Raw genomic sequence first — 20,705 nt, 5'->3', positions numbered from 1 at the left:
GGCGGCTACCATGCCGCCCGAAGGACGCGCGTCACGGGGAGGGGAACGTCGTGTTCGGGATCGTCAGACCGTGTCGGCACCGCCTGGGGGAGCAGCTCAGCGCCACATGGATGGCTCATTTGTGTGGATTGTGCCTGGCGTTGCGGCGTGAGCACGGGCAGTTCGCCCGGATCGTCACGAATTACGATGGTCTGCTGGTCTCCGTGTTGACGGAGGCTCAGGCCGCGCCCGAGGGGCGGGGGCGCCGCCGGGCGGGCCCCTGTCCGCTGCGCGGGATGCGGGGCGCGTCCGTCGCCCGGGGCGAGGGGGCCCGGCTCGCCGCCGCGGTCTCGCTGGTGCTGGCCGCGGCCAAGGTGCGCGACCACGCCCACGACGGTGACGGACTGTTGGCACGCCGCCCGCTGGCCGCCGCTGCCCGGAGGGTGGCGACGCACTGGGACGAGGCGGGTCGGCGCACCGGGGCGGAGGTGGGGTTCGACACGGCCGTGCTGCTCGACGCGGTGGACCGGCAGACCGGGATCGAGGCCCTCGCCGGGCCCGGCACCCCGCTGTTGGCCGTCACGGAGCCCACCGAGACGGCCACCGCCGCGGCCTTCGGGTACACGGCCGTCCTCGCGGGGCGGCCGTGCAACGTCGAACCGCTCACCGAGGCGGGACGGTTCTTCGGGCGGCTCGCCCACCTCCTCGACGCCGTCGAGGACCGGGAGGCCGACGTCGCCTCCGGGGCCTGGAACCCGCTCGCGGCCACCGGTACGGACCTCCTGGAGGCCCGACGGCTGGCCGAGGACGCGCTGCACGGCATCCGGCTCGCCCTGCGCGCCGCCGACTTCACGGACGGTCGCCTCGTCCACCGGCTGCTCGTCCACGAGCTGCGCACCTCGGTGGACCGCGCCTTCGGCGGGTCCGCCTGCTCCCATGCCGCGCCGGAAGCAGCACGTGCGCCGGGCGGTCCGTACGCTCCCGGTCGTCCCGGCGCGCCCGGGGCCGGTCCGCAGCCCCCGCCCCACCGGGACCGCCGGGGGATGTTCGCCGGTTGCCTGGTGTGGGCCGGACTCGCCTGCACGTGTCAGCTGTGCTGTTGCGAACACGAGGACCCGTGGTCCCGGGAGCGTCGTGACGGGTGGTGCCACTCTTGTAGTGACTGCGGCAACTGTACGGACTGTTGCAACTGTTGTAGCTGCGGCAACGGCGAGGACGACGGCGGGTGCTGCGACTGCAACTGTGACTGCAACTGTTGAACGGGGTGCGGTCCGTCACCCCGGGCGCACTGCGGGTCGAGGACTCCTGACCGCCGTCGGCCGAATCACGGGGTCGGCGTCCCACGGCGCTCGTCGCCGGCGCGGGAGCCGCCGGTGTCGATGCCGTGCGCGTCGCCGGTGAGCGCGGGCGGGGCGGCGCCCCCGCCGCCCGTTCCGGTGCCGTCCGCCGTGCGCCCGGTGAGCACCAGGGTGGCGGCGGTGATCAGCGCGAACGTGAGGAGGCCGGGGCGTCCGGGCAGGGGGGACGTGCTCATGGCGTGACGTTCTCCAAGGACCGACGGGCGGGTGCGTCCCCGAAGGTGCGAGGACGCGGCGTCCACGGAACGGGACGGCTGTGCGGGGCGGTGGAGCGAGGGGGGTGAGCAGGGGTGCGTGTGAAGGCACGGGGGGAACGGGTACGGCAGGAACGCGGGTGGTGCGTGGAGGCCGGGGCGAACGGGGTGGAGGTGCACGCCTCGGGGCAGCGCGGGGGCGACCGAGCCGCACCGGCACTCCGTACGGTGTCGGTGCGCCGTGAACGCGAAGGGATCGCGGCCGTCCTCGTCAGCGGGGAGAACGCCGGGCGACGCCCGCGCGGAACGCCACGGGCTCGGGCAGCACGGGGTCAGCTCAACAGGACGCCGACCACACTCGACCGAAGTCGATGTGGGAGCGCGTGACCAGCCACTGCTGCGGATGCATGGCACAAGTGGAACAGGCATCCGATGGGGCGTCAACCGGAATGAGACGGACCGCTCAGCATGCGGACACCCTTGACAGTTCGGGTGACAAACCCCTTAATCTCAAGGCGACTTGGGAAGGGGACCGCTGCTGAGGGGCTCGGTCCGCATCCCGTGTGAAGGCAAGTCCGTGTCGACTTCCCGTGCCCGCGGAGCCTTCGCATGCCCTTGCCCACGCTCGACAAGAGTCCCCCCGCCCCCACCCGCACCTCTCGGGACGTCCCCGTCCCCGGCGTCGGCCGGTCCCGCCGGCAAGCTCACCGTGCCCGCGGGGCGGAGGCCGTCCGGTGACCGCGCGCACCAGCCTCGTCGTGGTGGGAGCCGGCCCCCGGGCCACCGGCCTGTTGGAACGCATCGCCGCCAATCTGCCCGAGGTCTGGGCCGGCCCGGGGGCGGGCGCCCTCGACATCCACCTGGTCGACCCGCATCCGCCCGGCGGCGGTCGCATCTGGCGCCAGGAGCAGTCCCCGCTGCTGTGGATGAACTCCACGGCCGAGGACATCACCATGTTCACCGACGACACCGTCCCCCTCGAAGGGCCCGTCACGCCCGGACCCACCCTCCACGAGTGGGCCGGGGTCGAGGGCGCCCACTTCCCCGGGCGCCGACTCGGCGGCTCCTACCTGCGCTGGGTCTACGAGCGGGCGGTGGCCGCGCTGCCGCCCCGGGTGGAGGTGCACCACCACCCGGGGCGGGTGGTCGGCGTGCACGGCCCCCGGCGCGGCCGCCAACAGGTCTGGATCGAGGGGCGCGCCGAACCGCTCGCCGCCGATCTGGTGATCCTCTCGCTCGGCCATGTCGGTGCCGAACTCGACGCGGAGCAGAAGGAGTTACGGGAACACGCGCAACGGAACGGGCTGGTGCACCTGCCGCCGGACTCCACCGCCGACCTCGATCTGTCGGTACTGGAACCGGGCGCGGAGGTCCTGGTCCGCGGGTTCGGGCTCGCCTTCGTCGATCTGATGGTCCTCCTCACCGAGGGCCGCGGCGGAACGTACCGGAAGGGGCCCGGCGGCACGTTGACCTACCGGCCCTCCGGGCGGGAGCCCGTGCTGCACGTCGGTTCCCGACGCGGGGTGCCCTACCACGCCAAGCCCGGCTACCCCTGGCAGGGGCGGCGCCCGCCGCTGCCCCGCTTCTTCGGCCCCGCGGAGGTCGACGCCCTGCGCGCCCGCCCCGGCGGGTGGGACTTCGCCCGGGACGTCTGGCCCCTGGTGGACAAGGAGTTGGGCTTCGCCCACTACCACCGGCTCTTCACCGCCCACCCCGAACGCACCCGGACCGCCTGGGGCGACTTCGAACGGGGGTACGCCGCCGCGGCGCCCGGGGGGCCCGAACTCGCCGCCCTGGTCGCCGCCTCGGTGCCCGACCCCGTCGACCGACTGGACCTGGCGGCCCTGGACCGCCCCCTGGCCGGCATCCGCTACCCGGACGCCGACGCCCTCCAACACGGTCTGCGCGCCTACATCAGCGCCGACCTCAGCCGTCGTCACGATCCCGCGCACAGCCCCGACCTGGCCGTCTTCCTCGCTCTGCTGTCGGTGTACGGGCAACTGAGCCGGCTGGGCGACACCGGCCCCTGGTGGCACGGCTTCTTCAGCCACCTCGCCTCGGGTCCCCCCGGTCCCCGGCTGCGACAACTCCTCGCGCTCTCCCGGGCCGGGGTCGTCCGCTTCCTCGGCGCCGGCCTGACGATCACCGCCGGGGACGGGACGTTCCGCGCGCACGGCACCTCCGTGCCCGGGCGCACGGTCCGGGCCCGTGCCCTCGTCGAGGCGCGGCTGCCGGACCCCACCCTGACGGCCACCACCGATCCGCTGCTGCGCGGGCTGCACGCCCGGGGCGCACGGACCACCGCTGCCGGGCTGCTCGCGGTCGACCCCGCGGACGGCCGGGTGCTGGACCGGGACGGAGCACCGCACCCCCGGCTGTTCGCACTGGGCCCGCACACCGACGCCCGGGTCGCCGGCGCGTTCACCCGGCCCCGCACCGGCGGCCCCGCCTTCCGGCAGAACGACGCCACCGCACGGGCGGTCCTGGCCTTCCTGCGCGACCTCTCCTGTTGCCCCGCCGGCTGACGGGACCCGCCCGTACCGCGCGTCGAGACGTCGGAGACCCACCCCGAGGGGCTGCCCGCCCCCGACCGCACCGTTCCCCGACCCGCCGCCCGGACCGCCCCCGACCGGGGCGGGCCCGGCGCCCAGGGCACCGGGGACGACCCCCACCGGAAAGGCTCGTTCGCATGACTGCCTCCCCGGGCCGCGGCCTGCTGCACCTGGCCGCCGCCGTCGACCTGACCGACACCTACCATCCCGAGCCCTACGCCGAACTGGTGCGGCTCGCGGAACGCGGTGCCCTCGACTTCGTCACCCTCGGCGACTCCTTCGCCCGCCCCGGCCCCGATGCGCTCGCCGTGCTCGCCCACGTCGCCCCGCTCACCGCGCGGGTCGGACTCGTCCCGACCGTGACCACCACCCACACCGAGCCCTTCCACGTCCAAGCGGCCGTGGCCAGCCTGGACTGGGTCAGCCGGGGGCGGGCGGGCTGGCGCCCCGAGGTCTCCCCCGGCGAGGGCGAGGCCCGGCTCTTCGGGCGTCGCGAGGCCGCCCACGCCCACCACCTGTGGCAGGAGGCCACCGAGGTCGCCGAGGTGTCCCGACGGCTGTGGGACAGCTGGGAGGACGACGCCGAGATCCGCTCCGTGGCGACCGGCAGGTTCGTCGACCGCGCCAAGCTGCACCACGTCGACTTCCAGGGCGCCTCCTTCTCGGTGAAGGGCCCCTCCATCGTGCCACGCCCCCCGCAGGGCCACCCCGTCATCGTCGTCGACGCCACCGACCCGGCCGCCCGGGACACCGCCGCCCGCCACGCCGAGGTCGCCCTGATCCGGGCGGTCGGCCCCGAGCAGAGCGAGGAGCTGGGGGACGAGCTGCGCGCCGCGGCCGCGGCCCACGGCCGGGACCCGGACGGCCTGCGGGTCCTCGCGGCCCTCACCGTCGACCTCGGCGAAGGGGAACGCGCCGCCGAACCGGGGCACGGCGGGGGCGGGCCGCGGCCCAGCCCCCGCGGACCGCTCTACCGGGGCGGCCCGGTGGACCTCGCCGACCTCCTCGCCGCCTGGCACGGACGGGGGACGGTCGACGGCTTCCACCTGACCCCCCTCGAACCGCGCCGCGACCTGGAGCGGCTGGTGAACGGCACGGTTCCGCTGCTCCAACACCGGGCCCTGTTCCGCACCTTCTATCCCGGCAGCACCCTGCGGGAACACCTGGGGCTCGCCCGCCCCGCCAACCGCTACGCCCCGACGGGGGTCCCCTCATGAGCCGGAGCCCCCGCCGGGCCCGGCGGCGCATCCACCTCGCCGCCCACTTCCCCGGCGTCAACAACACCACCGTCTGGTCCGATCCGCGCTCCGGCTCGCAGATCGACTTCGCCTCCTTCGAGCACCTGGCCAAGGTCGCCGAGGCGGGACTCTTCGACTTCTTCTTCCTCGCCGAAGGACTCCGGCTGCGCGAGCACAAGGGCGAGATCCACGACCTGGACGTGGTGGGCCGTCCCGAGTCGATCACCGTGCTCAACGCGCTCGCCGCCGTCACCGACCGGCTGGGGCTCGCGGCCACCGTGAACGCGACCTTCAACGAGCCCTTCGAACTCGCCCGACGACTGGCGACCCTGGACCACCTCAGCGGGGGCCGGGCGGCCTGGAACGTCGTCACCTCCTCGGACGCCTTCACCGGGCAGAACTTCCGGCGCGGCGGCTACCTCGACCGGGCCGACCGGTACACCAGGGCGGCCGAGTTCGTGGCCACCGCCCGCGAACTGTGGGACTCGTGGACCCCCGAGGGCACTCCCCGACCCTTCGCCCACCGCGGCGAGCAGTTCGACATCGAGGGCCGGTTCACCCTGCCGCGCTCTCCCCAGGTGCACCCCGTGGTGATCCAGGCCGGGGACTCCCCCGAGGGCCGCGAGTTCGCCGCCGCCACCGCGGACGTGGTCTTCAGCCGGCACGGCACCCCGGAGGCCGGCCGCGCCTTCTACGCCGACGTCAAGGACCGGCTCCGCCGGTACGGGCGGGAGCCGGAGGACCTGAAGATCATGCCGGGCGCCACCGTGGTCCTGGGGGACACCGAGGCCGAGGCCCGGGACCGCGCGGTCGAGATCCGGCGCCAGCAGATCTCCCCGCAGAACGCGATCAACACCCTGGAACAGGTCTGGGGCGTGGACCTCTCCGCCCACGATCCCGACGGCCCCCTGCCCGCCTTCGACCCGGAACCCCGCTCCGGGCTGACGCAGGGGCGCACGACGATGGGGGACCCCACGGCGATCGCCGCCGCGTGGCGCGCTCTCTCCGAGGCCGGGGGCCTGTCGATCCGGCAGACCGTGATCGAGGCGACCGCGCGCCAGTCCTTTGTGGGCACCCCCCACGCGGTGGCCGACGAACTCGTCGCGTTCGTGGACGGCCGCGCCGCGGACGGCTTCATCCTGGTGCCGCACCTCACCCCCGGCGGCCTGGACGAGTTCATCGCCCGGGTGGTCCCGTTGCTCCAGGAACGGGGTGCCTTCCGCACCGCGTACACCGGCCGCACCCTCCGCTCCCACCTGGGCCTGCCCGAGGCCCGCACCCGGACCGGACCACGGGCGGCGTGAGGACACCGGACGCCGCCGGGCCGCCGTGGGCCGACCGGCCCTCCGGCCGGTCGGCTTCCGGTCGTTCCGGGTGGTGGTGCGCGTCCCCGAACGGCGCGTGCGCGGTGCAGGGCGGCGGGAGGTGCACCACCCCCGCGGCCCGGCGTCGCCCGCCCCGTCCGTCGGGTACGGCCGAAAGGTGCCCTTGTTCCACCCCGTCGGGTCTCGGAATACTCCCACCAGCGCTTGTCAGGAACACGGCATAGCGCCCTCACGGGCCCGCCACACCCCATGCGGGCCCCTGACGTCCCTCGGGAGGAACGATCACGTGAGGACCACGCGCACCGCACTCCGCCCCGGCATCCGCAGACGCACCCGTCTCGCCGCCGTCACCACCGGGTTGGCCACCGCCTTCGCCCTCGCAGCGCCCACGAGCGGTTCCGCAGTCGCCGCCGTCCCGTCCGCCCACGACGCGGTGACCCTCGCCGAGGCCAGCAACTCCGTGCTCGAAGCGGACGTCGCGGGCACCGCCTGGAGCGTGGACCCGGCGAGCGGTCGGGTGGTGGTGACCGCGGACAGCAGGGTCTCCGCGGCCGAGATCGCCACGATCAGACGGGCGGCCGGTGACTCCGCGGACGCGATCACCGTCACGCACGTCAAGGGGAGGTTCGCCCCGCTGATCTCCGGCGGCGACGCCATCTACTCCGGCACCGGCCGCTGCTCCCTCGGCTTCAACGCCCGGCGGGGCACCACCCAGTACTTCGTCACCGCGGGCCACTGCACGGACGGCGCCGGCACCTGGTACGGCAACTCCGCCCGCACCACCGTGCTCGGCGCCACCGCCGGATCGAGCTTCCCCGGCGACGACTACGGCCTGGTCCGCTACACCAACGCCACCGTCCCCAAGCCGAGCGCGGTCGGCAGCCAGACCATCACCCGGGCCGCCACCCCGACCGTGGGCACCACGGTCCACCGGCGCGGCTCCACCACGGGGCTGCGCAGCGGACGGGTCACCGCCCTCAACGCCACCGTCAACTACGGCGGCGGCCAGATCGTCCACGGGCTGATCCAGACCAACGTCTGCGCCGAACCCGGCGACTCCGGCGGTTCGCTGTACGCCGGGAACACCGCCTACGGCCTCACCTCCGGAGGCAGCGGCAACTGCACCTTCGGCGGGACGACCTTCTACCAGCCGGTCGTGGAGGCGCTCAACGCCTACGGCCTGACCATCGGTTGACCCCGGGCCGACGGGAACGGGTCTCCGCGCCCGTCGCGCCCGCCGGCCGGCCCGCGGGCCCGTGCCGGACGCCCTCCGGCACGCGCCCGCGGCCTTCGGCCCCGCGCCCGCTCACGCCGCCGGGGCGGGCCGGCGCCGTAGCGAGGTCAGCAGGGTCACCACCGTGCCCGCGAGGGCCCAGGCCGACAGCACCAACAGCGGGCCGGTGACGGCGTTGCCGTGGAAGTAGGCGACGGAACGGGCCGTCCAGGTGCCCGCGCCCGGGGGCAGGGCGGGACCGATGGCCTTCCAGAACGGGGGCAGCATCGGAGCGGGGAAGGCGCCGCCCGCGCTGGGGTTGCCCGCGATCACGACGAGGAGGATCGCGATGCCGATGCCGACGATCCCGGTCAGCCCCTGGAGCGCCAGCGTCGCCGCGCCCACCGCGAAGGTCACCAGGGCGCCCAGGCCCCACAGGGCGAGGACGCTGCCCGGCAGGGCGCCCAGGATCGGGCCGATGATCACCGCGCCGCCGAGCCCGCCGGCCACGGAGGCCAGCGCCAGCGCACCCAACCGGATCACGGCGCGCTGCGGGTTGGCGGGACGAGCCCCCGCACTGATCGCGAGGATCGACGCGCACAGGTAGCCCCCGACGCACCAGCCGACCACCAGGTAGAACGACGACAAGCCCTCGAAGTCCTCGGGGGAGGCGGGGGCCACGTCCACGGTGCGCACCGTGCGCCCCTCGGCGGCGACCGCTTCGGTGATCAGCCCGACCAGGGTCGCGGAGAGCGCGGCGCCCCCGCCGGAGGCGACCAGCAGGGTGTCCGTGCGCCCGTCCGGGGCGACCACCAGGGCGCCGTCGACCTCCCGGTCCAGCACCTGGTGCCGGGCCTCGTCGGCGTCCGCCACCGTCCGCGGGTCCAGCGGTCCGCCGGGGAGCGCGGCCAGTCGGTCCGCCACGCGATCGGCGGCCGGTCCGGGCCCGGCCACCCCGAAGGGGACGTCCGTGGGCTTCGGGTCGTGCAGGGCTCCGACGTAGGAGGTGATGAAGAGCAGTTGCAGCGCGACCACGCCGATCACCAGCAGGGCGGCCCGCGGGGACACCGCGCTCTTCAACTCGTCGACGAAACGCATGCTTCCACGGTCCGGCCGGGCCGGCCCCGGCGCAGGCGGGGCACGGCCGAATGGCGGACCGCGGAAGCGGTGGGGTGCGCGCACGACGCCGTCGGGGCGGCGTGCGCCTGCGACTGGCGCGCGCCACCCCGACGGTGTGCACAGTGGTCTGCGGTCAGTGTCCGGAGCGAGGGGGTCGCCCCTCCTCGCTCCGGATCACCTGGCACCGGGTGGCCGCTTGCTCAGCGGCCACCCGATCCGGTAGCCATCCCAACCCCGGAGGTGGCCACCCGGCGCGACGGTCGTCCCTCAGCGACCGCTGCGACCGCCGCCCGTCGCCGCACGGCGGCGGGCGGAGGCGAAGAGACCGGCGGCACCGAGGCCGAGGACGGCCGCGCCCCCGATCGCGATGTAGGTCGTGGAGCTGCTGCCGCCGGTCTCGGCCAGGTTCTCGGCGGAGCCGCCCTGGGCCTTGGCGCCGGCGTCGTCCTTGGGCGCGGTGCCCTGGGCGCCGCCGCTCTCCACGGCCGTCACGGAGCCGGGGCCGTCGTTGGCGGAGGCGTTGCCGACGGCACCGTCCTTGGCGCCGTGACCGCCGTGGCCCTCGGGCGACATGTCGCCCTTGCCGCCCTGCTCGACCGTCGACTGGTCGCGCTCCTGCTCGATCTGCTTGTCGGTGGGCGCGGAGGCGACCGGGGCGGGGGCCGGCCCGGCGGCACTGTCCTTGCCGAAGACGACGTCGGAGCAGGTGTAGAACGCCTCGGGGGAGTCGGAGCGCTGGTACACCGAGTAGACCAGGTGGCGGCCGGAGCGCTCGGGAACGTTGCCGTCGAAGACGAACGAGCCGCTCTCCAGGCGCGGGTTGGTCACCGTGGCGAAGGGCTGGGCCTCCAGGTCGGACCACTTGAGGGCCTTGGTCGGGTCGTAGCCGACCTTGGTGATGTACAGGTCGATGGTGCCCTTGTGGGGGGCGGTCACCCGGTACTTGAAGGTGTTGTTGCCGCTCTTGAACGGGGCGGCCGGCCAGTCGGCGCGCGGGGCGTCCAGCCCGGCGTACTTCGAGCGGTTGGCGCTGCACAGCTTCCCGTCCGGGATGATCTGGCGGTGCGCACCGGCCGCGTTGGCGATGTTCACCTCGTTCCAGTCGTACAGCGGCTGGGTGCCGCCGGCGGCGACGAGCGCCTTGCAGGCCGCGGAGTCGGGGGACTCGGGGCCCTCGGCGAAGCACGCGGAGATCCGGCTGACCGGGTCGCTCATGGAACCGTGGGCCGCGACCGGAGCGGCGGACAGCACGGTGAGAGCGAGCGGCGCGACACCGAGGGCGGCGATCGCGGCGGCCGTACGGCGAGCGGTCATGGGACGGTCTCCTCAAGTCTTGCTGAGCGGGGGGGAACCCGGGAGTCGTGCGGGCGGTGCACGGCCCCCGGGCAAGAGGAAAGCTAGTCGCTCCACCGCCTCGAAATCGCTGCCGAAGACCACTCCCGGTGATCTTTATGGCCCTCTTAAGGACACCATCGGGCTGCGCTGAGATCGCGCCCCGATACGCCCGAATCCTCACGGCGGGGGCGCCCGTCGGTGCCGCGCGGGGGGAGTGGGGGAGCCGGGCGACGGGGTCGCTTCCACCGGCCGCCGCGGTCTTCTTCGCAGCTCAGGGTCGACTCGTCAGTGGGGCGCGGCCGGTGGGGGGAAGGCGCCGACCCGCGGCGGCGGGTCGCGGCACACGGCCTCGACGGGTCACGGACGGGTGCGTCGGGGGCGCTCGATCCACTGGTAGCGGCGTTCGGGCCGGCCCGCGCCGCCGTAGCGCAGGGTCACCTCCACCCGACCGGTTTCGGTGAAGTACTCCAGGTAGCGCCGGGCGCTCACCCGGGACAGGGAACCCGCCCGCGCGCACTCCGAGGCCGACAGGCCCCCCGGATGCTCCCGCAGGGTCCGTTCCACCAGGTCCGCCGTGGGGGCGGCGAGCCCCTTGGGCAGTTGCTCGCGCGTGCCGGGAGGGCGACTGCCGAAGAGTTCGTCCACGTCCTCCTGGCGCGCCTCGTCGAGGCCGGCGAGCCGGGCCCGCACGGCGGTGACGTGTCGCAGCTGCTCCTGGAGCGCGGTCCGTTCGAACGGCTTGATCAGGTAGTGCAGGGCGCCCGCCCGCAGCGCCGCGCGGACCGTTCCGGCGTCCCGGGCGGCCGTCACGAACAGAACGTCCACCGGAATCCGGTCCGGGTCGCGTTCCTCGGCCGTCCTGATGCCCCGTAGCACGCCGATGCCGTCCATGTCCGGCAGGTACACGTCGAGAAGGACGAGATCCGGCCGGAGAGCCTCCACGGAGCGCAACGCCTGCGTACCGTTGTGTGCAACCCCAACTACCGTAAATCCCATCATTTCGGACACGTACCGGCTGTGCAGTTTCGCGACCATGAAGTCGTCGTCCACCACCAGTACTTTCGTCACCGCCGCAGGCTAAACGCGTGAACACAAGGACCACAACGTCCGTTGGTTGCGGAAGGGAGACAGGCTCTTAACGCGCAGGCAACATGTGGGCCACCTCACAGATAAAAGTCGCGTGAGGAACCTACAAAAAGCCAATCTTGACGAACAGGTGGTGGCTCGCGTGCGCCTACGCACCCCTCTAGCCCTACTCGGTGCGGCGGTCCTGGTCATAGCAGTGCCGCCGCTGATCACGTCGGGAGACGAATCCGACACCGGCACCAACATCCCCGGTCTGCAGTTCATGGTCCCCAACACCCCCGGTGGCGGTTACGACATCACCGCGCGGACCATGGCCAAGAACGCCGAGGACGCCGGGCTCACCCACGGCATCGAGGTCTTCAACCTGCCCGGTGCGGGCGGTACCGTCGGCCTCGCCCGACTGGTCAGCGAGCACGGCAACGGGAAGCTCGCCATGTCGATGGGGCTCGGTGTGGTCGGTGCCGTCCGCTCCAACAACGCGCCGAAGACGCTCCAGGAGACCACCCCCATCGCGCGGCTCACCGAAGAGCAGGACGTGGTGGTCGTCTCGAAGGACTCCCCCTACAAGACCATCAACGAACTGGTCGACGCCTGGAAGGAGAAGCCCGGCAAGCTCCCCGTCGGCGGCGGCTCCTCGCCCGGCGGCCCCGACCACCTGGCGCCGATGCTGATGGCCCGTGCCGCCGGCATCGCCCCCAAGACCGTCAACTACATCCCCTTCGACGGCGGCGGCGAACTCCTCGCCTCCATCCTCGGCAACAAGGTCGCCTTCGGCGTCTCCGGCGTCGGCGAGTACCTCGACCAGATCAAGTCCGGCGAACTGCGCCTGCTCGCGGTCACCGGCCCCAAGCGGGTCCCCGGCCTCGACGCGCCCACCCTGCGCGAAGCCGGCTACGACATGGACTTCACCAACTGGCGCGGCATCGTGGCCCCGCCCGGGCTGTCCGACACCGAGCGCGACAAGCTCATCGGTCTGATCGAGAAGCTGCACGCCTCCAAGGAGTGGAAGGAGTCCCTCAAGAAGAACGGCTGGGACGACGCCTTCCTCACCGGGGACAAGTTCGGCGACTTCCTCGAAGCCCAGGACGAGCGCGTCGGGTCCGTACTGAAGGAGCTGGGACTGTGACGACCAACGAGACCGGGCGTCCGACCCCCGCCGAGGAGGCCGTCGCCGGGCAGGAGCCGGGCCGCCGCTCCTGGCTGCGCGAGTACTCGGAACTCGGCGTCAGCGTGCTGCTGCTGGCACTCGGCGTCCTCGTCCTCACCGACGCCCTCACCATGGACGTCGACATCACCCAGCGCGGCCCCGTCGGGCCCAAGACCGTGCCGATCGCCGTCGGCATCGGGCTGCTGGTGATCGCCGTCCTGCTCGCCGTCGACGTCCTGCGCGGCGGTCACGGCGAGGCGGAGGGCGGCGAGGACATCGACCTCAGCGAACCGGCGGACTGGCGCACGGTCCTGCTGCTCGGCGGGGTCTTCCTCGCCACCGCGGTGCTCATCGAACCCCTCGGGTTCCCCATCGCCGGCGCCCTGCTCTTCTGGGGGTCGGCGTACGCCCTCGGCAGCCGGCACTTCCACCGCGATCCCGCGATCGCCGCGGTGCTGTCCGTCACCGCCTTCATCATCTTCGACCGCCTGCTCGGAGTTCCGCTGCCCGGCGGCCCCCTGATGGGAGTGCTGTGACATGGATGCCTTCAACTCCCTGATCGACGGGTTCGGCACCGCGCTGACCCCGATCAACCTGCTCTGGGCCGTCATCGGCGTGCTCCTGGGCACCGCCATCGGCGTGCTGCCCGGCATCGGCCCCGCCATGGCCGTCGCCCTGCTCCTGCCCGTCACCTACGGACTCGACCCCACGGGCGCGTTCATCATGTTCGCCGGCATCTACTACGGTGCGATGTTCGGCGGTTCCACCACCTCCATCCTGCTCAACACCCCCGGTGAGAGCGCGGCCGTCGTGGCGGCCATGGAGGGCAACCCGATGGCCAAGTCGGGGCGGGGCGCACAGGCCCTCGCCGCCGCGGCCATCGGCCACTTCACCGGTGGCCTGATCGGCACCCTGCTGCTGGTCGCCCTCGCCCCCGTGGTCGCCGACCTCGCCGTCGACATCGGCGCCCCGGACTACTTCGCCATCATGGTCCTGGCCTTCATCGCCGTGACCTCTGTCCTCGGTTCCTCCCGCATCCGCGGCCTGGCCTCCCTGCTCATCGGTCTCACCATCGGCCTCGTCGGCCTCGACGGCATGACCGGCCAGCAGCGCCTCACCTTCGACAACCTGCACCTCGCCGACGGCATCGACGTCGTGATCGTCGCGGTCGGGCTCTTCGCGATCGGCGAGGCCCTCTGGGTCGCCGCCCACCTGCGCCGCGGCGGCAGCGAGGCGGTCCCGGTCGGCCGCCCCTGGCTCGCTCGCGAGGACGTCAAGCGCACCTGGAAGCCCTGGCTGCGCGGTCCGTTCATCGGCTTCCCGTTCGGCGCGATCCCCGCCGGCGGCGCCGAGATCCCGACCTTCCTGTCGTACGTCACCGAGAAGAAGCTGTCCAAGCACCCGAAGGAGTGGGGCAAGGGCGCCATCGAGGGCGTCGCCGGTCCGGAGTCGGCCGCCTCGGCCTCCGCCGCCGGAACGCTCGGCTCCATGCTCACCCTCGGCCTGCCCACCACCGCCGTCGCCGCGGTGATGCTCGCCGCCTTCCAGCAGTACGGCATCCAGCCCGGCCCGCTCCTGTTCGAGCGCGAGCCCGACCTGGTGTGGGGCCTCATCGCCTCCCTCTTCGTCGGCATGGTGCTGCTGCTCGCCCTCAACCTGCCGCTCGCCCCGGTGTGGGCCAAGCTGCTGCGCATCCCCCGGCCCTACCTCTACTCCGGCATCCTGTTCTTCGCCGCGCTGGGCGCCTACGCGGTGGGCGGCGAGTCGCTGGACCTGGTGATCCTGCTGATCGTCGGTCTCCTCGGGTTCGGCATGCGCCGCTACGGCCTGCCGGTGCTGCCGGCGGTCATCGGCGTCATCCTCGGCCCGAACGCCGAGCAGCAGCTGCGCCGCGCCCTCCAGATCAGCGACGGCAGCGTCAGCGGACTGGTCAACACGCCGTTCTCGGTGACGGTCTACGCGATCATCCTGCTGATCCTGGTCTGGCCGCTGATCAGCATGCTGGTCCTGCGCCGCAGGGCCGCCCCCGTCGCCGCCGCCCCCGCGGCGCAGAAGGTGCCGGCCGGCGTCGGTGCCAAGGCCGAGCGTCCGCAGGACGAGGAGACCGCGACCGACGCCCCCGCGGCGGACGGCACGGACGGACCCGAGGGCCGCTCCGAGGCCCCCGGCGAGCCGGACGGACCCGGCGGGAAGGGAAGCGCGTGACGGCGTGACGGGTACGGGGCACCCCGTGCACCCGGACATCCGCCGGGCGACCCCGGCCGACACGGCCGCGGTGCGGTCCGTGACGGACGCCGCCTACGCGCCCTACGTCGAACGCATCGGCCGGCGCCCCGCTCCGATGGAGGCCGACCACGCGGCGCTGGTCGCCGCGGGACGGGTCTTCGTGACCGGAGAGCCGGTACGCGGACTGGTGGTCCTCGTCCCCCATGAGGACCACCTGTCCCTCGACAGCGTCGCCGTCCACCCGGACGCGCAGGGCGGGGGCACGGGACGCCGACTGCTCCACTTCGTCGACGCCCACGCCCGTCGTCTCGGGCTCCCCGAGATACGTCTCCACACCCACGCGCTGATGTGGGAGAACCAGAAGATCTACCCGCGCTACGGGTATGCGTTCATGGGCCGCATGATGGACGGCGCCTACGACCGCTACCACTACCGCAAACGGTTCGACTGAAAGGGAAGGGCCCGCCACCGCCCACTGCGGTGTCGGGCCCTTCCGTCGTGCGCCGCGGTGCTCAGCCCTCGGGCCACCAGGCGCGACGGACGTCCTTGCGGATCTCCGGGCGCTCCCGGACCGGTACGAGTGCGGGGTCGTCGCTGTCCTCCCGCCGCCCGCGGCGGGTGTCGGTCCTGCTCGGCGTCTTCTGCACGGTCACTCGGCGCATGACTGCCTCCTCGGGGACTACCCCTTCCCGCGATCGGGTGGGTCTAGACCCATGACGGGAGGGTGACCGACCCACCGGTCCGTTGTCAGTGGCCGAGGTCACCGCAACGCTCCGGCGCGATCAGCGCGGCGGGAACGGGTCGGTGGGGTCGGTGCCCCGGGCGAGGTGGTCGAGGAGGTCCAGGGCCGCCGCCGCCCGCCGCGCCGCCACCGGGTCGGACTCCGCGAGCCCGCTGGCCGCGAACTCGTCCTCGTCCAGCCGCAGGACGACCGTGCGGTCCGCCGACACCCACAGGTCCAGGTCCAGGTCCGTCACCACGACATCCCCGGCCCGGACGACGGCGGGGCGGGTCACGTCGCAGTACCAGCCCTTGAGCACCCCCGCGCCGGTGCGCACCTCCTTCACGGCGTACCACCGGGTGCGCCAGTAGTGCTCGGTGAACACGTCACCGGGCTCGAAGCGCACGAAACCGAAGTCCCGCACCCCCGGAGCCGCCCACGGCGCCCGGACGCTCACCCGGTCCCCGTCGTCGGCGAGCACCTCGGCCGGATAGCGGATCTTGGTGCGGTCCGCCTTCACCAGGACGACCTCCACCCCCTCAGCCGAGCTCCCGGACACAGCGCACCTCGCCTCCGCAGTCCGCGTACCCCAACCGGGCGTTGACCGCGAGCATCGGGGCGTTGCCGGCGTCGTTGCCGGTGAACGCCTCGGTCAGCCCCGCCGCCCGGGCGCGGTGCAGGGAGTCGCTCTTGACCAGCGAGGCCAGTCCGCGGCCCCGGTGCGCGCGGGCGGTGCCCGTCATACCGGTCAGATAGCGGGCGGTCCCGTCGGTGCGGGCGGCGGTGAACGCCACCGGCTCGCCGTCGACCACCGCGATCGTGGTCAACTCGCGGTTCAGCAGGGGGTGGTTCCAGGTCTCCCTGAGCCACTGCGCGTAGTCGGCGAAGCCGGCGTCCACATCACCGGGTTCGTCCGCGGCGCACCCGGCGTCCAGGTCGAACACCGGGCGCGGGTCGTCGGCGAAGTCCTCGGCGGTGCGCAGCTCCACCCCGTCCGGCAGCGGGAGCGGCGCCGGCAGCGCGGCGAGGTCCAACCGCAGGAAGCGCGCGCTCCGACCGGGCCGGTAGCCGCGGCGCTCGGCGAAGGCCCGGTGCCCCGGCTCGTCCACCACCCAGGCGTACGCCGCCTCGGCACCGACCTCGACGAGGTGCTCCTCGGCGGCCCGGGAGAGCAGGGTGCCGGCGCCCAGACCGCGGTGGTCGGGGTGGACGTGGACGTTCGCGAAGCCCTGGCCCGGCCGGGACGCCTCGTGGGCGACGCCCACCTGGGCGGTGCCGATGACCTCCCCGTTCCGTACGGCCACCAGCGGGCGGTAGTGCATGTCGGGATGGGCCTCGGCGAAGTGGAAGGCCACCGACTCGGCCGTGACGAGCAGGAACGGGAGGGCGGCGCGGCGGACCAGGGCGTAGCCCTCGGCGTCCGCGGGCCCGAAGGGACGTACGACGATGCTCATGGCGGCACGCTAGGTCGCCGCGCCCCGGCACCGCCTCCGGTTTTCCGGGCGCCCGGACCCGGATCGCGGTCCCGCCGCTCCGCCGCCGGGTCGGCACCTCGCCGGTGGGTCAGAATCGGGGGGTGACGTTGACGATCGTGATCGACCCGGCCGGGGGGAGCGCCCCCTTCGAACAGCTCCGTGCGCAGATCGCGGACCAGGCGCGCTCCGGGGCGCTGCCGACCGGCTACAAGCTGCCCACCGTCCGGGGCCTCGCCCAGGAGCTGGGGCTCGCGGCGAACACCGTGGCGAAGGCGTACCGGGCGTTGGAGGGCGACGGGGTCATCGAGACCCGGGGCCGGCACGGTTCGTACGTCGCCGCGGCGGGCGACGCCGCCAGTCGGGAGACCGCCGCGGCCGCCCGGGCGTACGCGGAGCGGGCGCAGCGGCTGGGCGTACCCGAGTCGGAGGCGTTGCGCGCGGTCCGCGAGGCGCTGCGGGCGGCCTACGGGCGGTGACCGGGCCGCGGGGGAGCGGTCAGCGGTACAGGTCGACGAGGCGGGCGAGATGACGCCCGGCGATCTCCAGCGGGGTGCTGCTTCGGGAGACCTGGGCCGCCAGTTCCGCCCCCTCCAGGGTGCTGATCACCGTGTGCGCCAGCTCTTCGGCGACCTCCTCGGCGAACCCGGCCGCGCGCAGCCGTGCGGCGACCAGTGCGCGCCAGCGGGCGAAGGCGCGGGCCGCCGCCTCCTGGATGTCGGGTGCCCGCCCCGCGGTGCCCAGCGCCGTGGAGGTCACCGGGCACCCCTCCACCCAGTCGGAGTTCCGCAACCCGGCGGCCAGGCCGTTCGCACAGTGCACGAGGGCCTCGGCGGGGTCCGTCGAGGCGTCGAGCCAGCGGGCCAGTTCATCGGCGAACTCCTGCTCGCCGTACCGGATCGCGGCGACCGCCACCTCCTGCTTGCCGCCGGGGAAGAAGTGGTAGACGGAGCCGAGGGTGGCCGTCGCCTCCTGTGAGATCTGCTTGATGCCGGTGCCGTCGTAGCCCTGGCGCTGCATCAGGTGGGAGGCCGCCCGGACGATCCGTTCCCGGGTGCCGAGTTCCGCCGCGGTCGCGCCCCTGTCGGCGCGCGCCGCCTCCGTCCGGTCGTCGCTGGTCTTCACGCCCCGAGTGTATCGAGTAGAACGTTCGTTTTAGAGCCTGCTAGGGTCCTCTCTAGATAGAGCGCTCGTTCTAGAGCGCTCCATCGGCTCCGCCGTGCGGGTACGGCACCCACCCCCCGAGAGGACTTGGCATGGGCAAGCAGGCAGTCACCCTGATCGGACTCGGCCCGATGGGGCAGGCCATGGGCCGGGCGTTCCTGGCGCAGGGACATCCGCTGACGGTGTGGAACCGCAGCCCGGACCGGGCCGACGAGCTCGTCGCGGCGGGTGCCGTGCTCGCCCCCGACGTCGAGGCGGCCTTCGCGGCCAACGAACTGGTCGTGCTGAGCCTCACGGACTACGAGGCCGTCCACGCGGTGCTCGGGCAGGCCGGGGCGGCGCTCGCGGGCCGGGTGGTCGTCAACCTCAGCTCCGACACCCCCGAACGCGCCCGCGAGGCCGCCGCCCGGGTCGCCGAACGGGGTGGAACCCATCTGACCGGAGGGGTCCGCACCCCGCCGTCCGGGGTGGGCGACCCCGCTTCCGCCACCTTCTACAGCGGCCCCCGCGACGCCTTCGAGCGGCACCGGTCCACCCTGGAGGTGCTGACCGGCACGGACTACCGCGGTGAGGACCCCGGCCGGGCGGCACTCCTCTACCAACTCCAGATGACCGTCTTCTGGACCACCATGCTGAGCTGGCTCCAGGCGGTGGCGCTGGCCGATGCCCACGGCATCACCGCCGAGGAGGTGCTGCCCCTCGCCAAGGAGACCGCCGACATCGGGCAGTTCGTGGACTTCTACACCCCGCGGATCCACCGGGGCGAACACCCCGGCGACGTCGACCGGCTCGCCATGGGCGTGGCCAGCGTCGAGCACGTGCTCCACACGGTGCGCGACGCGGGCGTCGACACCACCCTCCCGGCCGCCGTGCACCAGGTCTTCGCCCGGGGACTCGCGGCGGGGCACGGCGCCGACGGCTTCACCAGCCTGCTGGAGGTGATCAGGAAGGCGGCCTGAGCCGGCGTCCGGTCCGGGGCCCGCGCGCCGCCCCGGACCCCCGTGGTCCGTCCATCGCCCGCCACTCGGGCCGCAGCCCGGTGAGCGTGGTGGTCAGGAAATACAGCGCGCCGCCGGCCACCAGGGCGGGCGCCAGTCCCACGGCGCCGACCGCCGCTCCCGCGAGCAGCCCGCCGATGCCCGGCCGCGTGCAGCAGCGGGACCGCCGCCGCGGCGGCGGCGCTCACCAGGTCCGTGGTCCAGGACACGGTGCGCGTACCGGCCCGGTCCACCAGCGGCCCGCTGAACGCCTTCACCACCACGTACGGGGCCATCTCGGCGAAGGCCACCAGCCCGGCTCGGGTGGCGCTGCCGGTGGTGGCGAGGGTGAACCACGGCAGGGCGATCGCGGAGATCCTCGTCCCGGTGAGCGAGACCGCCAGGGCCGCCAGCACCCCGCCGAGCGGTCCGTAACCGGACACCCGGACTACAGGTACAGGCCGGCGTCCGCGCCGCCGCGCGGGGCCGGCACCTCGGCCGGCCCGCCGCCCCGGCGCAGCGCGAACAGCTCGGCCAGGGTGGCCCCGTCCCGGCCGACGCCCTCGCCGGTGCCGAGCCACTCCACCGCCTCCGGCCGGGTCAACGGACCCACCTCGATCCGGGCGAGGCAGCGACCGGGGCGGACCACCGCCGGGTGCAGTCGCTCCAGGTCCTCGTTGGTGGTGATCCCCACGAGCACGTTGCGGCCCTGGCCGAGTAGTCCGTCGGTCAGGTTCAGCAGGCGCGACAGCGCCTGCCCCGCCGAGTGTTTGGCCCCGCCGCGGATCAACTCGTCGCAGTCCTCCAGGAGCAGCAGCCGCCAGCGCCCCTTCTCCGTCCCCTCGTCCTCGCCGATGGCGATGTCCATGAGGTAGCCGACGTCGGAGAACAGCCGCTCCGGGTCGAGCACGCAGTCCACCTGGCACCACCGGCGCCAGGCACGGGCCAGGGTCCGCAGCGCCGAGGTCTTGCCGGTGCCCGGGGGTCCGTGCAGGAGCAGCAGCCGGCCGGTGACGTCCTCGGCGGTCATCTTCATCAGCCCGTCCATGGCCAGGGCCACCGGCGCCGTGTAGTTGGCCCGGGCCTCCTCCCAGGTCAGGGCGGAGATCTGACGGGTGGTGCGGTGCGGCCCGCGGCGCGGCGACACGTACCAGAAGCCCATCGGCACCGTCTCCGGCTGCGGCTCGGGTTCGTCGGCCGCGCCTTCGGTCGCCAGGCCCAGCACCCGGTCCGCCAACTCGGCGCTGGTGGCGGTCACCGACACGTCGGCGCCCTGTCGCCAGCGGGAGGTGAGCAGGGTCCACCCCTCGCCCACCGCGAGGGTGTTGCGCCGGTTGTCGTCGCGCGCGGAGCGCACCACGGTGGCCCCGGGCGGGAGCAGCGTGGCCTCGGCGCGCACCCGTTCGATGGCGGTGCGCCGGGCGAACGGCTCCTCGCCGGTGGTGAACCGCCCCAGGAAGAGTGCGTCCAGGACGTCCGGCGGGCCGTCCTCGTCGTTGAGGGAGAGCCGGATCGGTACGGCGGTCGCGAGCGGATCCGGGGCGGCGAGGGCCGGGCGGTCCTCGGGGGACGGGTGCGTCGGGGTGGCCTCCGGCATCA

20 protein-coding genes and 1 pseudogene are annotated in these 20,705 nt (G+C 73.9%); 11 read left to right on the top strand and 10 right to left on the bottom strand.

Annotation, left to right across the window (positions count from 1 at the left end):
* Nucleotides 1–50 precede the first annotated feature (50 nt).
* The gene (locus ACSMX9_RS04035; RefSeq protein ID WP_445400020.1) at nucleotides 51–1,238 is read left to right on the top strand and encodes a DUF5685 family protein; all 1,188 of its coding nucleotides are present in this window, start codon (nucleotides 51–53) and stop codon (nucleotides 1,236–1,238) included.
* Nucleotides 1,239–1,303: 65 nt separating this feature from the next.
* On the opposite strand, the gene ACSMX9_RS04030 is transcribed toward ACSMX9_RS04035, so the two are convergent.
* Nucleotides 1,304–1,513, bottom strand: a complete 210-nt coding sequence (locus tag ACSMX9_RS04030) for a hypothetical protein (RefSeq protein WP_445400018.1) — start codon at nucleotides 1,511–1,513, stop codon at nucleotides 1,304–1,306.
* Nucleotides 1,514–2,265: 752 nt separating this feature from the next.
* Between ACSMX9_RS04030 and ACSMX9_RS04025 the strand changes: the two genes are divergently transcribed.
* The 4 genes from ACSMX9_RS04025 to ACSMX9_RS04010 all read left to right on the top strand — a co-directional run bounded on the left by ACSMX9_RS04025 (nucleotide 2,266) and on the right by ACSMX9_RS04010 (nucleotide 7,841).
* Nucleotides 2,266–4,056 (top strand): FAD/NAD(P)-binding protein, encoded by a 1,791-nt coding sequence (locus tag ACSMX9_RS04025; protein ID WP_445400016.1) that lies wholly within the window; start codon nucleotides 2,266–2,268, stop codon nucleotides 4,054–4,056.
* A gap of 164 nt (nucleotides 4,057–4,220) precedes the next feature.
* Nucleotides 4,221–5,300, top strand: a complete 1,080-nt coding sequence (locus tag ACSMX9_RS04020; protein WP_445400014.1) for an LLM class flavin-dependent oxidoreductase — start codon at nucleotides 4,221–4,223, stop codon at nucleotides 5,298–5,300.
* Nucleotides 5,297–6,625, top strand: coding sequence for an NtaA/DmoA family FMN-dependent monooxygenase (locus ACSMX9_RS04015; RefSeq protein ID WP_445400012.1), 1,329 nt, complete (start codon nucleotides 5,297–5,299; stop codon nucleotides 6,623–6,625). Before ACSMX9_RS04020 ends, ACSMX9_RS04015 begins: the two co-directional genes overlap by 4 nt.
* 307 nt (nucleotides 6,626–6,932) lie before the next feature.
* A complete protein-coding gene (locus ACSMX9_RS04010; protein WP_445400010.1) occupies nucleotides 6,933–7,841 on the top strand; it encodes a S1 family peptidase in 909 nt (302 codons plus the stop codon).
* A 111-nt stretch (nucleotides 7,842–7,952) separates the two neighbouring features.
* Here ACSMX9_RS04010 and ACSMX9_RS04005 read toward each other — a convergent pair whose 3' ends face one another.
* From ACSMX9_RS04005 to ACSMX9_RS03995, 3 genes are all read right to left on the bottom strand, one after another.
* On the bottom strand, nucleotides 7,953–8,957 hold the full coding sequence (locus ACSMX9_RS04005) for a DUF3533 domain-containing protein (RefSeq protein WP_445400008.1): 1,005 nt from the start codon (nucleotides 8,955–8,957) through the stop codon (nucleotides 7,953–7,955).
* 288 nt (nucleotides 8,958–9,245) lie between these two features.
* The gene (locus ACSMX9_RS04000) at nucleotides 9,246–10,292 is read right to left on the bottom strand and encodes a lytic polysaccharide monooxygenase (RefSeq protein WP_351242759.1); all 1,047 of its coding nucleotides are present in this window, start codon (nucleotides 10,290–10,292) and stop codon (nucleotides 9,246–9,248) included.
* 378 nt (nucleotides 10,293–10,670) lie between these two features.
* Nucleotides 10,671–11,381, bottom strand: coding sequence for a response regulator (locus ACSMX9_RS03995; RefSeq protein WP_351242757.1), 711 nt, complete (start codon nucleotides 11,379–11,381; stop codon nucleotides 10,671–10,673).
* A 160-nt stretch (nucleotides 11,382–11,541) separates the two neighbouring features.
* Here ACSMX9_RS03995 and ACSMX9_RS03990 point away from each other — a divergent pair, with 160 nt between their 5' ends.
* From ACSMX9_RS03990 to ACSMX9_RS03975, 4 genes are read left to right on the top strand one after another with little or no spacing between them, the layout of a single operon-like run.
* Nucleotides 11,542–12,525 (top strand): Bug family tripartite tricarboxylate transporter substrate binding protein, encoded by a 984-nt coding sequence (locus ACSMX9_RS03990; protein ID WP_445400006.1) that lies wholly within the window; start codon nucleotides 11,542–11,544, stop codon nucleotides 12,523–12,525.
* Entirely contained in the window at nucleotides 12,522–13,082 is a 561-nt protein-coding gene (locus ACSMX9_RS03985) for a tripartite tricarboxylate transporter TctB family protein (RefSeq protein ID WP_445400004.1), read from the top strand. Before ACSMX9_RS03990 ends, ACSMX9_RS03985 begins: the two co-directional genes overlap by 4 nt.
* A 1-nt stretch (nucleotide 13,083) precedes the next feature.
* The gene (locus tag ACSMX9_RS03980) at nucleotides 13,084–14,751 is read left to right on the top strand and encodes a tripartite tricarboxylate transporter permease (RefSeq protein ID WP_445400002.1); all 1,668 of its coding nucleotides are present in this window, start codon (nucleotides 13,084–13,086) and stop codon (nucleotides 14,749–14,751) included.
* Between the two features lie 4 nt (nucleotides 14,752–14,755).
* Complete coding sequence (locus tag ACSMX9_RS03975) at nucleotides 14,756–15,223, top strand: GNAT family N-acetyltransferase (protein WP_445400000.1); 468 nt, start codon at nucleotides 14,756–14,758, stop codon at nucleotides 15,221–15,223.
* Between the two features lie 61 nt (nucleotides 15,224–15,284).
* Here the strand turns inward: ACSMX9_RS03975 and ACSMX9_RS03970 are convergent, their stop codons facing one another.
* From ACSMX9_RS03970 to ACSMX9_RS03960, 3 genes are all read right to left on the bottom strand, one after another.
* Nucleotides 15,285–15,434 (bottom strand): hypothetical protein, encoded by a 150-nt coding sequence (locus tag ACSMX9_RS03970; RefSeq protein WP_366116376.1) that lies wholly within the window; start codon nucleotides 15,432–15,434, stop codon nucleotides 15,285–15,287.
* Nucleotides 15,435–15,554: 120 nt separating this feature from the next.
* A complete protein-coding gene (locus ACSMX9_RS03965; protein WP_445399998.1) occupies nucleotides 15,555–16,052 on the bottom strand; it encodes a DUF402 domain-containing protein in 498 nt (165 codons plus the stop codon).
* Nucleotides 16,033–16,947 (bottom strand): GNAT family N-acetyltransferase, encoded by a 915-nt coding sequence (locus ACSMX9_RS03960; RefSeq protein ID WP_445399996.1) that lies wholly within the window; start codon nucleotides 16,945–16,947, stop codon nucleotides 16,033–16,035. The genes ACSMX9_RS03965 and ACSMX9_RS03960 overlap by 20 nt, the downstream gene beginning before the upstream one ends.
* 122 nt (nucleotides 16,948–17,069) lie before the next feature.
* Between ACSMX9_RS03960 and ACSMX9_RS03955 the strand changes: the two genes are divergently transcribed.
* Nucleotides 17,070–17,444 carry a GntR family transcriptional regulator gene (locus ACSMX9_RS03955; RefSeq protein WP_351242747.1) on the top strand — a complete coding sequence of 125 codons (375 nt, stop codon included), beginning with the start codon at nucleotides 17,070–17,072 and terminating at the stop codon, nucleotides 17,442–17,444.
* 19 nt (nucleotides 17,445–17,463) lie between these two features.
* On the opposite strand, the gene ACSMX9_RS03950 is transcribed toward ACSMX9_RS03955, so the two are convergent.
* Nucleotides 17,464–18,090, bottom strand: coding sequence for a TetR/AcrR family transcriptional regulator (locus ACSMX9_RS03950; protein WP_445399994.1), 627 nt, complete (start codon nucleotides 18,088–18,090; stop codon nucleotides 17,464–17,466).
* A gap of 131 nt (nucleotides 18,091–18,221) precedes the next feature.
* Here ACSMX9_RS03950 and ACSMX9_RS03945 point away from each other — a divergent pair, with 131 nt between their 5' ends.
* On the top strand, nucleotides 18,222–19,088 hold the full coding sequence (locus tag ACSMX9_RS03945) for an NAD(P)-dependent oxidoreductase (RefSeq protein WP_445399992.1): 867 nt from the start codon (nucleotides 18,222–18,224) through the stop codon (nucleotides 19,086–19,088).
* 185 nt (nucleotides 19,089–19,273) lie between these two features.
* On the opposite strand, the pseudogene ACSMX9_RS03940 reads toward ACSMX9_RS03945, so the two are convergent.
* Both ACSMX9_RS03940 and ACSMX9_RS03935 read right to left on the bottom strand, forming a co-directional pair.
* Nucleotides 19,274–19,549: pseudogene (locus tag ACSMX9_RS03940) on the bottom strand (MFS transporter); the annotation flags it as partial.
* A gap of 5 nt (nucleotides 19,550–19,554) precedes the next feature.
* A complete protein-coding gene (locus tag ACSMX9_RS03935) occupies nucleotides 19,555–20,703 on the bottom strand; it encodes a DUF5925 domain-containing protein (RefSeq protein ID WP_445402882.1) in 1,149 nt (382 codons plus the stop codon).
* Between the last annotated feature and the right edge of the window lie 2 nt (nucleotides 20,704–20,705).

Source organism: Streptomyces sp. LE64 (assembly GCF_052606915.1).
Note: the sequence above shows the minus strand (reverse complement) of the source record. Positions and strands in the feature narration are given on the sequence as shown.